Source organism: Mesorhizobium sp. M0018 (assembly GCF_040323955.1).
Taxonomy (GTDB): domain Bacteria; phylum Pseudomonadota; class Alphaproteobacteria; order Rhizobiales; family Rhizobiaceae; genus Mesorhizobium.
The window spans coordinates 1-12814 of the sequence record NZ_JAMYVL010000050.1 but is presented as its reverse complement, the minus strand read 5'-3'; the positions used below and the strand labels follow the sequence as shown (position 1 = coordinate 12814).

The following is a 12814-nucleotide window of genomic DNA, read 5'->3' as shown; positions in this document are numbered from 1 at the left end:
CTCGTCCTTCGCCAGCACGCTCTATCCCGACGCGTCCGTCGAGATCGATCCGGCGACACCGGGCGCGGAAATCTACACCCGCTATCCCCATCCCGACATCAAGGTGACCGGCACCACCAAAGCCTTCCTGCACCGCGATCACCTGGCCTCGGTGCGCATGGTCACCGATGCCTCAGGCGCCATCGTCGAGCAGACCAACTATGCCAGCTATGGCGAGCGCCTCAACACCGGCTTCCAGACGCAGAAGAGCTACATCGGCGAGCGCTTCGATCCCGAGACCGGGCTGCTCTACCTCAACGCACGCTACATGGATCCAGTGCTCGGCAGGTTCATCTCGCCGGACATCATGGACCCAACTATGGCGGGTGTCGGGACGAACAGATATGCCTATGCCGGCAACGACCCAGTGAATAAAAGCGATCCGAGCGGGAACTATGAGGCAGATGTCCATAGAGATCTAACCGAGCAACTATCACGGGCAGCGGGAATTCCCGACAATGTCTCGGCGCAAATCGCGGCAGCCGATCAGAATGTGGATGACAACCCAGAAACTTCTCCTATGGGAATGCAACCATACGGCGCTGCCGTCACCGCACGTGAGAATTTCCATTTTACCAACGCACAGCGGCGACAAGAACTTTACGACGCCTTTACGCAGTCACGCCGGCCTGAGGATTTGGGCACATTTCTTCATGCCCAGCAGGATTCCGTGTCTCATAGGGGCTACGGTGCGAGATTTGGGCATCTGTCGGCAGGCCACGCCCCAGACAAAACCTACAACAATATTGACGGGGCTAACGCGATGGCGCATGCCACCTATGACAGCCTTGTTGGGGCAAAATCTGTCCTCAGCTTGAACGGCAAGGCTATCCCGTTTTCGAAAATTGAACTAGAGATACGCACGTTTAACTCTGCTACTGAGCGCGACAAACCCGCAGCCCTTCGGGCGCTGCGCGATAAAATTGATGAAGAGAGAGCCAAAGAAAAAGACAATAATAAGGAAAGCTCAGACAATGATGGGAGTCCTGACGACCACGAGGGCGGCAACGGACAAAATACAAATGATCACAGCACCGACCAAAGATGATAAATTATTGTTTGGGGATTCACAATGAGGGTCTTGTTCAGGGTATTAGTTGTGTCCTTTCTGACTATTTTATTGCCATTCTTAGAAACAGCTATGGGATCTGATTTAAGAGCAGATGAAGCAAGCGTGGTAGCCGCATTTGAAAATTACGCAAGCGCCTGGAAAAAGCAGGACATTGAGCGGGTTTGGAGTCTGATGTCACCGAACCTTAAGAAAGGGAACGGGGGTAGTGTCAAAATTTTTGAAGACTTTGTCAAAAGAAACGGATTTTACCCATCGGATTTTCAAAAAATAGACGTATCCGTAAATGATCATAAAGCAACTATAAAAGCCAAAGTAATATACCTTGATTTTTCAGGAAAACGTATCGGAGATGATTTCGAAAATATTGTTTTCGTTCGTATTGACGGAGAATGGTACTTCGATAGCTATACATCCTTAGATAAATAGCTTTGCTGAATAACATCATTTAAATTAATTGATGTGGGTGACGATGCACTTTCTATGTTTGGCTGGGGTTTTATTTAGACTGACTGCATAACTCCCCTTGCCCGCATCGTCGTCCCCGGTCTTGCCGCGTCACGCCACACAGCGTGGCAACGGGGTTTGACGGCTAGCCGATGTGGCATCCGCGGATGGTGCCTGATGTCTGTCAGTGTCACTAAAATGCAACCAACAAAAGCTGTGGCTAATCCGCTCTCCGTGCCTTCGCTGATATCCCCGTCACACCAGCCCCTGTAATCTCAGCCGGGAAGACCTCGGCTTAGAATCAGCCGGGGCGGGGTGGGTCGTGGCGGGACTTGGCGCGCAATGTCTGGATTTCCGGGACTGGTGGCTCGAGGAGCTGCGGGGGGCACGGCTTTCACCGAAACAAAAGCAAGCTTCCAGCGGCCACTGGATCGTCAGCCTGGCGGATGACGGCATTCGCGTGCGCGAGGCCGGGGCGCCGGAGTTTCAGTCGATCCCGCTGGCGCTGACCGCGTCTTCGGACGAGATCCTGGCGCTGTTGCAGGGCGGGCGCCGCGTCAGGCGGCCGCGCTTCGATGTCGTGATCCAGCCCGGCCTGTTCCTGACCCGGCAGCTGGCGCCGCGGCGGCTGCCGGTTCGGCAGGCGCGCGACATGGCCGAACTCGACCTTCTGGCCACGACGCCGCTCGACCCGGCGCAGGTGCATGTCGTCTTCGCCAGGCCTGCCGGGCAGGACAGCGCCTACCATGTCATCAAGGCCAAGACTCTTGCCGCGGTGCTGGACGCGGTGCGTCGCGCCGGCGACTCGGTCCTCAGCCTGTCGCTGTCGCAGCCTGAAGAGACGCTGCGCGCCGATCCGCTCAGCCTGGCCAGTATCTGGCCGCCAACGGCGCGAGATCGGCGCAAGCGTCGCGCATGGATCGCGGCCTGTTCGGCGCTGGCCGCGGCCCTGCTCATCACCTTCGCCCACGCGCATTGGCTGATATGGCAGGCCGACGGCGAACTCGACGCTCAGATTGCCCATGCGCAGGTGTTGGCCAAAACCGCGCGCGCCTCGCTGCAGAAGCGCCAGGCCGGCATCGAGCGGGTCGAGAAAATCCGCCAGAAGAAAAAGACGACTGCGTCGCTGGTGCGGGTCTGGGCCGAACTCACGCATCTGCTTCCCGATACGGCCTGGCTGACCGATCTCTCCGCCAAGGGCGACGATCTGACCATCACCGGCTTTTCCACGTCGGCGGCCGAACTGATCCAGCCGATCGATGCCTCGCCGCTGTTTTCGGCGCCGGAATTTGCCGCACCCGTGGTCAAGGTGCCCGGACAGGACGGCGAACATTTCACCATTTCGGCCAAGATCGGAGCGCTCTGACGATGCTCTCCGCCATCCTCAACACCAGCCCGCCGCTGCGCCGCCTGATCGCGCTGGCGCTTGCGGCGGTGGCCGCGTGTCTGTGTGCCTGGCTGGTGTTCGCGGCGTTCGACAGCGTCGCCTCGGCGCGGGCCGGGATCGAGGAAAAGCGCGAGCTGCTGGGCCAGCTGCAAAACATGGCGGCGCTGGCAAAGCGCCTCGACAGCGACGCCAGCCCGGTGGAAGCGGCCACTCCCGAATTCCTCACCGGCGAAAGCGAAGCCATCATTCGCGGCGGGCTGCAGACGCGGCTGAACGCGATCGCCGCCGCCAATGGGGTCAGCGTGCTGTCGGCCGGCAACGCCCCGGTGCTGAACGAAGGCGGCGTCGATTTCATCGGGCTGCGGGTCAATCTGTCGGGGCCGCTGGAAGGCATCCACAACGCCGTGCTCGCGATCGAAACCTCGCTCCCGGTGCTGTTCATTCGTGAAGCCACCTTGCGAGCCACTGATATCGGAGCAGCGGCCGGCCGAACGGGAGACACGGAGCTTTCCGCCGAGATCCTGTTTTACGGACCGCTGCAGACGAAAGCGGCCTCTACGCCCAGTGGGGCGAAACCATGACCGGGAAATTCGCGGCATTTTTCGTGATAGCGATGATTGCGGGTCTCGTCCTGGTAAATGTCGAACTTTACGATACGCCAGTCGATATAGCGCCGATCGCTTCGGCAAAGGGGCGCGACGGAGGAACGATGCCCGCCCCCGGAGGATCGCTTCAGATTCCCGACGCGGGCGATTTCGGCGAGACCTTCGAACGGCCGCTATTCAGCCCAACGCGCAGAAAATTCGCACCCGAACCGGTCGCGCCGCAGCCAGTCGAAGTCGCCTCCGTGGCCATCGAGCAACCACCGCCGCAGAATCTTGCGCCAATAGTTGCGCCATCGCTTCTGGGGATCAGCATTCACGGCGGAGCGGCGAAGGCACTGCTGCGGATCGCGGGGGCCGATGCGGCTGTCTGGTATGGCAACGGCGAGATCGTCGATGGCTGGACGCTTTCCGCTATCGACAAAAACCAGGCCGTACTGGAGCGGGACGGCAAGGTCACCCGTATCTCGCTTTATCCTTCAGTCCAGGATGGCCAGCCTGTCGGGAGCGTTGGCCAATGAGTGGCGATCGTTTTGACGACGAAAGCACGAGCGCCGGCTTTTCGCTCGTCGCGTTGCTGGTCTTCATGCTGATCGTCTCCGCCATCGTGGTTCCCTTTGCCGTGACGGCAAAGACAAGGTTGATGATCGCCAACAATGAGGTCGAGCAGGAGCGGCTCTCGCTGCTGGCCGAAGGCCTGGCCAATGTGGTTTCGAGCGAGTTGGCCGACGGTTTTGCGACGGAAAAGCTGCCGCCGAACTCCACGCCGACAGCCTGCCGGTCGGGGGAATTCACCTTCGATGTCCGGATACAGGACCATAGCGGGCTGATCGATCTCAATGCCGCGGATGCTTATCTGCTGTCGCTGGGTTTTGCCTCGCTCGGTTTCGATCGGCAGACGTCCGAAGAACTGGCCGAAGCCGCTATCCAATTCCGGGGCAGCATCAATGCTTTCGCCGCGCAGGCCGCCGAGCCTACAACTTCGGTCGGGCCGGCTCAAAACAAGCTGGCGCCGTTCGAATCCGTGTCCGAGCTGCAGGAGTTTTCAGCGGTTGCTTCAACGCCACCGCATGACCTCTATGATGTCTTCACGGTCTTTTCGAAGCGGGGCACGCTCAGCCTCGATCACGCCCCGAGCCGCCTCCGAACCGTGCTTGCCGGCGCATCCGGGAGTGGCGCCTCGACAACGCAAGAGGCTGGTGACGCTCCAGCCTATTCGGTCGAAGTGACAGCGAGGCGGGATGGATCGGGAATTGCAGGCCAAGCGGGATTTATCGTCGAGAAATTCCCGGCCAGCGCGGCGGGCTTTCGGCGTCTTTCACGAACTCCCGCCGCGGAGATCACCGACCTCGCTGCGACGACATACTCCAGAGATTGCGACGCGCTTTTCGGAACTGCGGCAGCGCAGATCCTGAGGGGATGGGCGTCATGAACCCGGCCATCCGGACCTCCGGCGTCGAGGCATTTCTTGCTTTTCTCGAAACCGAGAAAGTGCTGAGCGCGCATGCAACCCAACGCGCTTTGGGCGCGTCGAAGACATCGGGGCATCCGTTCGACACGGTGATGACCGAACTCGGGCTGATTGGCGAACAGGAGCTCGCCGATAATCTTAGTCGCTTCATGAACCTGCCGTCGCCCGTCGACATTCCGGAGCAGTTCAATCCTGAGCTGTTCTCAGGCGTTCCGCTGATTTATCTGCGTGAAAATGCGATCCTTCCCCTCGAGATGGACGCCGAGCGGCTGGTTGTCGCCGTCGCCGATCCGTTCTCGTCGGCTATGATCGATGCGCTGGCCTTTCACTGTGAGCGGACACCGGCGCTCAGAGTACTGCCAAGGCGGGTGATTGCCGAATGCATCGACCGGATCGAGCAGTCCGCCAAGGGAGCTGTGTCATCTGATGTAGACGGTGCAGCGTCTTCGGATTTCGGCCCTGATGATCTCGAACGGTTGAAGGACTTTGCCCGCGAGGCGCCGATCGTCCGCTTTGTCGCCGACACGATCCACAAGGCGGTCGACGCGAGAGCCACCGATATCCACATCGAACCACTCGAGGATCACGTCAGCATCCGCTTCAGGCATGACGGCATGCTGTCCACCGTCGATACGGCATCTACGGCGATGCTCTCCGGCATTTCGACGCGCATAAAAATCCTGTCGCGGCTCAATATCGCCGAACGGCGGCTGCCGCAGGATGGACGGATGCGCATTGCGGTGCGTGGCCGGGATATAGACCTTCGCGTCTCGGTCATTCCGTCCATTCACGGTGAAGCCATCGTGCTCAGGATTCTCGACCGCGCCGGCGTCGAGCTGCGGCTGACAAAACTCGGCTTCGACGATGCCGCACAGGCCAAGATCAGAAGCATGTCGCAATCCGCCAACGGCATCGTGCTGATCACCGGGCCGACCGGCAGCGGCAAGACGACCACACTCTATTCGATCCTCGCCGAACGCTCGCGGCCGGACGTCAAGATCTTCACCGTCGAGGACCCAGTCGAGTACCGGATGGCGGGCATTACGCAGCTCCAGGTCAATCCGGCGATCGACCTCGATTTTGCCGCAGCACTCCGTTCGATCCTTAGGCAGGATCCCGACATCATCCTGCTTGGCGAAATCCGGGATCGAGAGACGGCACAAGTCGCGGTGCAGGCGGCTTTGACCGGCCATCTGGTGTTTTCGACGCTGCATACCAACAGTGCGGCCGGAGCGCTGACCCGCCTTCGCGACATGGGCATCGACGGCTATTTGCTCGGAGCGACGGTCCGAGGTGTCATCGCGCAGAGATTGCTGCGCCGCGTCTGTCCGGCTTGCCATGGGACGGATCAAACAGGTTCGACCTGCCGCACCTGCAACGGCTCAGGCTACAGCGGGCGCACCGTGACCTACGAAATGCTGCAGGTGTCGCCGCGTATCGCCGAGCTTATCGACCAGGGCGCCGGCGAAATGGAAATCGGCAGAGTTGCAGCGGAAGACGATCTCGTTCCGATGGCGGTCCATGCAAAGGCGCTGGCGCAATCGCAAGTGACCACTATGGAAGAAGTCCGGCGCGTCATCGACCTCAACGGAGGCGGTTGATGCCGGCCTTTGCCTATCGTGCCTATCTTGTCGATGGAACTCGGGAGAGCGGCGTTCTCGACGCGTCGACCAAGCAGGATGCTGCGCGCAAATTGGCGCAACAGGGACGTCGGTCCTATCATCTCGCTCCCGTAGGCAGAGCAAAGCAATTCATTCGGCTGCCGGGACGCGGCGCGCTGACATTTACACGACGGGTCGATCTCGGCCGTCTCTTCTCCGAGCTTTCGGTGCTCTTGAACGCGGGTTTCACCGTCGATCGCGCCTTGAGCGCGGTGATTTCGGGCGAAGGCAACCATACCCGACGCCAGCAATTGCAGTCCGTGCTCGACCTCACGACCGGCGGCCGCCCGATTGCGGAAGCCTTTGGCAGCCTGCCGGGGATCACATCCGACGTCGCGGCGTTGCTCGCCAGCGGCGAACGCAGCGGCAAGATGGCATTCATCTGCCAAAGGCTGGCCGATACATTCGAAGCAAAGGCAAAGCGTCGTGCAGCGATCGTCGAAGCGCTGACTTACCCCGCCTTTCTGCTGGTGGTCATGAGCGGGGCGCTTGTCGTTCTGGCGACGGTGCTTGTGCCCGCGCTGGAGCCGATCTTCGAAGGCTCGTCGGCGGCAAAGCCGTTCACCATGAAGCTGCTTTCCGGGCTCGGAACCGTTTTCTCCGACTATCCCTTCGTGTTCCCGCTCGCGGCAACCGTTGCTTTGCTCTTCTATCTCTTTCTTTCGCGGTCGGCGGGGGCGAAGGCGTTGTTGTCGCGCTGGCTGCTGAGAATTCCGTTAATCGGGCAGTTGGTTAAGGACACGGTGATAGCGCGCTATCTTGAGACTTTGTCCCTCCTTCTCGGCAACGGGGTGGCAATGACCGAAGCGCTTGGCCTGTCGGCGAACGTCTCCCGGCAAAGTTCACCATGGGCAAGTTTTACCGCGATTGGAGACGACGTAGCCAATGGCGCCCGCCTTCATAGCGCAATCGCCAAGTCTGGCATTTTCGACAACGCGACGATGTCGCTGATTTCATTGGGCGAAGACGCCAACGCGCTTCCCGTCGTGCTGGATCGTGCCGGAAAAATGCTCCAGGCGACGCTGACACGACGGATCGACACAGTGCTGAAACTGCTGACTCCAGCCTTGACGATTTCGCTCGGCTTTCTCGTCGGCAGTCTTGTCATTTCGGTGATGACGACGATCCTCAGCATCAACGATCTGGCGCTGAAATGACGAGTGCGCCTCAAACCTGCCAACGAGAGCACGCGACGGCCGGTTTCACTCTGGTCGAGATGCTGATGGTCCTGGCGATCATGGCTGTCGTCGCGTCCATTGCAGCTCCGGGCATCGCCAGAAATTATCGAACCAAGAACCTGGAAAGTTTGACGAGCGAGATCACCACGCGACTGCGCCTGACCCGCACGTCTGCAATCGCCACGGCCAGGCCGAAACAGATACTCATCGATCCTCGTGCCGGCGCGATCCGCTTCGATGATCGAGACACGCTCGTCCTGCCCGAAGACGTCGAGATGACTGTAACAACGGGCCTGGAAACTGTGGCTGCGGATCGGCAGGCGACTTTGACATTCCTCCCGGACGGCAGCGCTTCGGGGGTGGACATCGATCTGCAACGAAAAGGCCAGACGGTACGCATCGAGGTGAACTGGCTGACCGGGCTGGCGACTTGGCAGAAACTGCCATGATCTCGCAGGCAAACCCAGATTCTGATGAAGACGGGTTTTCGATCCTGGAGATGATCGTCGCGATGACGGTCCTGGCGCTTGTTCTTGGTATCGCGAGCCAGTCGATCGTGATGGCGAGCCGCAGCATCGCGGTTGCCAAGGCACAGGTCGAAGCCGCTCGCGCGGTTCGCGAGATGCTGGCCGATCACCAAGCTGGTCGCGGATCGAATTCAACCGCCTCCGATGCCGCGCAGCCCGGCTGGAGCCTGAAAACCCGCACGATTGAGATATCGAAGGCGAAACTAACAGCGATTATCATTGAGAGAACCGGCGCCGCTGGTGCCGGGCGTGGCGAGCCGTTTCTGACGTTTGTTCCCGTCCAGGATACGAACTCTCAATGAGCCGCTCATCGGATAGTTGCGGACAGTGGCTCCCAGGGTTTCCCGTCCTCAAGCCCAGCTTCGAATGGTGCCGCCTGGGTGGAACTCGCGCGTCATCTGCGTCGGTCGAGGGTTTTGCGCTGATCGACGTGCTGGTTGGGCTTGCCCTGGTCGGCGTGATTTCCTCGCTGATGATTGTCTTTCTCGGGCAGGCCCGCACGATGATGCGCATCGAGAAGGCAACCGAGATGCAGATGGAGGTCGACGCTGCCTCGCGGTTTCTCGAAACGGCGATCAGCCGTGCAGAGCCGCTGCCGCTATCGAAATCCTCGCCCGAGAATGTGATCTACCTCAGCGGTGAGCCGGGCCGAATCGAATTCAACGGCGTTCAGGCGATCGGCTTCAGATCCTCGGCACTGCGGGAAATCGCCGTTTCCCTTGCAAGCGAGGAACACGCCGAAGACACCCTGACCATCGTACAAAAACCACGCCGCGGCAGCGAAAACAGCAATTCATCCGACAGCCAATCCGTACGACTGATTGCCGGTGTGACCGCCATAAAATTCGAGTATCTCGACGGCTCGCCAGGAGCGTCTTTGTGGTCGGACACGTGGAGCGCCCAGTGGCGCCTGCCGGCCGCTGTGCGGTTCACAATCTCGGTCGATCGGGACGGCGCAGCCTACTCATCCGCAGGCTTTGCGCGCCTCGAGTTGGCAGATCGCCAAGCACAGCCCAGGAACTGACGATCTCCCATCCTAACGCTTCATCAGTTGGTAATGTCCTGATCTTCGCCGCTGCCGTCCGGCTTGCTGTCGCGGCCGAAGGTGCGGATCAACACACCGCTCGCATCGGCCTTCACCTCGTAGGCATAAGGTTTCCCCCAGGGATCGTTCAGCCCGGTGGTCCCCTTGAGGTACGGCCCGTTCCAGCGCTCTTCACCGGCAGGCGCCGTCACCAGCGCAGAGAGGCCTTCCTCCGAAGTCGGATACTTGGCGTTATCAACATAGTAGAGTTCGAGGGCGCTTTCGATGTTGCGAATTTGCGCCTTGGCCGCATTGGTCCTGGCCGAGCCGAGATAGCGCAGAACCTGCGGGGCAGCGAGCGTAGCGATCAGCGCGATGATGGCAAGCACGACCAGAAGCTCGACCAGGGTAAAGCCGCTTTCATGATTTTCGCTTTCACGGCGGTGTTTTCTGCTTGGTCGAATGAAACGGAGAGAAGTCATTGGAGTGATCCCATGTTCCAACCTGCAAATTGTTCCAGCACCCAGGTGCAGCCAAGGCCCGTTGCGATGAACGGACCGAAGGCGACGCGCGCCCGCGCGGCCGCCGGACCCACCGCGACCACCTGACCACCGATGAATAACAGCGCGCTTGCGCTTGCTATGAACAGCAAGACCGGCAGCAGCAGCGGGTTGATCCAGCATGCGGCGGCGCCAAGCATTTTGACGTCACCGAGCCCGAGACCGACCCGGCCGGTCATTGCGAAATGACCGCGACGGACGAGCCAGACAGCGGACAAGGTTCCAGCAGCGAACAGGATTTGGCTAGGGACCTGATCTAGTTGTGTCGCAGCTTGGAAGCCAAGGCCCGTGCCAGCCAACGCCAGATTGAGTTCATCGGGAATTATCAGCCTTCGGAAATCCGCAACTGAAATGGCGACAAGGATTGCCGCCAGCGCGATCGTCGCAATCAGCACGAGAGACAAGTGGGCGCCCATCAGTATTTCAGTCGTTTGAGATTCTGTTGCAGAGGGGTTCCGCCGCGGCGCTGCTGGATCGGCGTCTGCAGGCTGATCTTGCCGCGGAATTCATCGGTGACCTGCCGCGCCTCGCTGATGTCGCGGATAACGCGCGGACGAATGAAAATGATCAGCTCGGTCCGCCCGACGCTGTCGCTCTTGTGCTTGAAGGCGTTGCCGATGATCGGGATGTCGCCGAGGATCGGCACCTGGCCGCGATCGACATTGTTGCGTTCCTGGATAAGGCCGCCGAGCGCCAGGCTCTCGCCGTCATTGACCAGCACGCGCGTCTGGATCTTCCGCTGCTGAATGGTTGGCGAATCGATGCCGGAGCTGGTCGTCTTGGTAACGTTGCTGACCTCTTGGCTGATATCGAGCATGACACGGCCGGCGTTGTTGATGCGCGGCGTCACCGTGAGAATAACGCCTGTGTCCTTCATCTCGACCGAATTGACGATCGGCGCGTCAGCGGTCGATGTTCCCACAGCCTGCTGCGTGATGATCGGCACCTGGTCGCCAACCTGCAGGATCGCCTTTTGATTGTTGAGCGCCATGATGGTCGGCGCCGATATCACATTGACGTCGGTGATGCTGGCGAGTGCGTTCAGCGTAACCTGGATGTTGTCGGTCGCGTAGGTCCAGCCAAAACCGGGGAAGGTTGCGCCGGTGAAACCGCTGGCCACGTCGGACAGCGAGATCTTCATGCCGTTGTTTTCGAAGAACCAGCGAAGCCCGAATTTCAGTTCGTCGTTCAGCGTCACTTCGGCGATCACCGCCTCCAGCATCACTTGCGTCGGCAAAACGTCGAGTTTGGTCAGGATATGCTCGATGCGATCATAGTCCCGTGCCGTGGTCTGTATCAGCAGCGCATTGTTCTCGACATCAGCCACGACCTTGGCGTGGGTGGGTGATTGTTCGTCCGGCGCCAAGGCCAGCGACGGGGACGGGCCGGTCAATGGCACCGGCGTTACGCCATCCGATTGCAAGGCGATCGGCGTCATGTCGGGCGACACATTCGCGCCGGCCATCTCGCCCTCGGTCTTGACCGAAGTGCCGAGCACGGTGCTCAGCACCGCAGCCAGTTCCTTGGCCGGTCGGTTCTGAATCTCATAGACGAAGAGCTGGTCCTCGTTGGTCTCGGCCAGCTTGTCGAGCTTGCCGATCCACACCGCGGCGCGGCTGAGATAGGCCGGGCGCGAGGTGATCACCAGCACCGAATTCAGCCTGTCGTTGGGAATGAATTGGATGATCTTGGCGCCAGGGCCGTTCTTGGTGCCGAAGATCGAATCGAGTTCCGATGCAACGGCCTCCGGCTTTGAGGTTTTTAGGGGATGAAGCGCGACCGACATGCCGCGCATCCAGTCGACGTCGAACACCGAAACCGCTTCGCGAATGGCATCGAGATCGCTGTTGTTGCCGGCGACCGTGATCAGATTGCGGGTGGAATCGACCCTGAGCACCGAACCCTGCCGGCTGATCGGCTCGAGAATCGTCTTCATTTCGTCAGCTGCGATGTACTGCAACTGCAGCACCTGGACCTTGATGCCAGGGCCGGAGGGCGAGACCGACGGCACACTGACGGACGGCGTGCTGGACATGATGTCGGACAGCGGAACGATCTGGTACGTGCCGGCACGTTTGGTGATCCCGGCATTGTTTACGGCAAGTGCGGATTCCAGGATATCGACCAGTGCATCATGCGATACAGGTTGCGACGTCTGCAGCGTCACCGTCCCCTGCACGCGCGGATCGACGATGTAGTTGAGATGCAGCGCGTCGCCGAGCACGGCTTTCGCCGCTTGTGCGACAGGTGCGTTGACCAGATTGAGCTCGAATTGACCAGAACCATCGGCCGTTACTTGGGCGATTGGCGCGCCAGAGGAGACGAAATTGCCGGAGCCCAGATACTGCGCACCGGAGAAGCGCTGGGCTTCACCTGCCGCAGTTAGGGGATGGGAAGCGTTATATCCCGCCCGCAGCGGCGAGTTCTTTGCATGCAGGCTATCAACGGTTTCGGTGAAAAAATCCTTGCCCGACGGAGACGTGCAGCCTGCGCATGCGAGCAGCATGTACAACACGACGCAATTACTCAGATTGATCGACATCCGCCCGATTCCCCTAAGCTTTAGCCTAGGGCTTCTTGGGGATGGGCGCTGGAATTGCTGGCGTTATTTCGCGTCTGTCCACAGGTGGATCGAAGAGGGCAGTAAGCTGGCGTCAGGCGGAGACCGCGTGCGATTTTGGAGAGTGACCATGCGCACCGAAGCCAGGTGATCGCGATGCAGGAAGGCTTTGGTGGTGCCGGTCATCTTGATGTCGGGATGGGGATAGCGGGTGTAGATTTCCGCGCCCGGTGTCGCCGGATCGATCTCGACGGACGCGTCGGGATAGAGCGTGCTGGCGAAGGACGAG

The 12814-nt window shown here is 60.1% G+C and carries 15 protein-coding genes; 11 read left to right on the top strand and 4 right to left on the bottom strand.

Annotated features, from left to right (window positions below):
• The 11 genes from NKJ81_RS31705 to NKJ81_RS31655 form a co-directional block, all read left to right on the top strand.
• Positions 1–1087 (top strand): RHS repeat-associated core domain-containing protein (locus NKJ81_RS31705; protein ID WP_352542885.1); only part of this gene is annotated, 1087 nt, incomplete at its 5' end.
• 24 nt (positions 1088–1111) lie between these two features.
• Positions 1112–1537 (top strand): hypothetical protein, encoded by a 426-nt coding sequence (locus NKJ81_RS31700; protein ID WP_352542884.1) that lies wholly within the window; start codon positions 1112–1114, stop codon positions 1535–1537.
• 340 nt (positions 1538–1877) lie between these two features.
• Entirely contained in the window at positions 1878–2921 is a 1044-nt protein-coding gene (locus tag NKJ81_RS31695) for a PilN domain-containing protein (protein WP_352542883.1), read from the top strand.
• Positions 2922–2923: 2 nt separating this feature from the next.
• On the top strand, positions 2924–3523 hold the full coding sequence (gene gspM, locus NKJ81_RS31690; RefSeq protein ID WP_352542882.1) for a type II secretion system protein GspM: 600 nt from the start codon (positions 2924–2926) through the stop codon (positions 3521–3523).
• Positions 3520–4065 carry a hypothetical protein gene (locus NKJ81_RS31685; RefSeq protein WP_352542881.1) on the top strand — a complete coding sequence of 182 codons (546 nt, stop codon included), beginning with the start codon at positions 3520–3522 and terminating at the stop codon, positions 4063–4065. Before gspM ends, NKJ81_RS31685 begins: the two co-directional genes overlap by 4 nt.
• A complete protein-coding gene (locus NKJ81_RS31680; protein WP_352542880.1) occupies positions 4062–4976 on the top strand; it encodes a hypothetical protein in 915 nt (304 codons plus the stop codon). The genes NKJ81_RS31685 and NKJ81_RS31680 overlap by 4 nt, the downstream gene beginning before the upstream one ends.
• On the top strand, positions 4973–6616 hold the full coding sequence (locus NKJ81_RS31675) for a GspE/PulE family protein (protein ID WP_352542879.1): 1644 nt from the start codon (positions 4973–4975) through the stop codon (positions 6614–6616). Before NKJ81_RS31680 ends, NKJ81_RS31675 begins: the two co-directional genes overlap by 4 nt.
• Positions 6616–7833, top strand: coding sequence for a type II secretion system F family protein (locus NKJ81_RS31670; RefSeq protein WP_352542878.1), 1218 nt, complete (start codon positions 6616–6618; stop codon positions 7831–7833). Before NKJ81_RS31675 ends, NKJ81_RS31670 begins: the two co-directional genes overlap by 1 nt.
• Positions 7830–8303, top strand: a complete 474-nt coding sequence (locus NKJ81_RS31665; RefSeq protein WP_352542877.1) for a GspH/FimT family pseudopilin — start codon at positions 7830–7832, stop codon at positions 8301–8303. The genes NKJ81_RS31670 and NKJ81_RS31665 overlap by 4 nt, the downstream gene beginning before the upstream one ends.
• Positions 8300–8683, top strand: a complete 384-nt coding sequence (locus NKJ81_RS31660; protein ID WP_352542876.1) for a PulJ/GspJ family protein — start codon at positions 8300–8302, stop codon at positions 8681–8683. The genes NKJ81_RS31665 and NKJ81_RS31660 overlap by 4 nt, the downstream gene beginning before the upstream one ends.
• Before the next feature lie 170 nt (positions 8684–8853).
• Positions 8854–9405, top strand: a complete 552-nt coding sequence (locus tag NKJ81_RS31655) for a hypothetical protein (RefSeq protein WP_352542875.1) — start codon at positions 8854–8856, stop codon at positions 9403–9405.
• A 23-nt stretch (positions 9406–9428) separates the two neighbouring features.
• Here NKJ81_RS31655 and gspG read toward each other — a convergent pair whose 3' ends face one another.
• From gspG to NKJ81_RS31635, 4 genes are all read right to left on the bottom strand, one after another.
• A complete protein-coding gene (gene gspG, locus NKJ81_RS31650) occupies positions 9429–9887 on the bottom strand; it encodes a type II secretion system major pseudopilin GspG (protein ID WP_352542874.1) in 459 nt (152 codons plus the stop codon).
• The gene (locus NKJ81_RS31645) at positions 9884–10381 is read right to left on the bottom strand and encodes a prepilin peptidase (RefSeq protein ID WP_352542873.1); all 498 of its coding nucleotides are present in this window, start codon (positions 10379–10381) and stop codon (positions 9884–9886) included. The genes gspG and NKJ81_RS31645 overlap by 4 nt, the downstream gene beginning before the upstream one ends.
• Positions 10381–12507, bottom strand: coding sequence for a type II secretion system secretin GspD (gene gspD / locus NKJ81_RS31640; protein ID WP_352542872.1), 2127 nt, complete (start codon positions 12505–12507; stop codon positions 10381–10383). The genes NKJ81_RS31645 and gspD overlap by 1 nt, the downstream gene beginning before the upstream one ends.
• A gap of 63 nt (positions 12508–12570) precedes the next feature.
• A partial coding sequence (locus NKJ81_RS31635; RefSeq protein WP_352542871.1) for a hypothetical protein occupies positions 12571–12814 on the bottom strand: 244 nt, incomplete at its 5' end.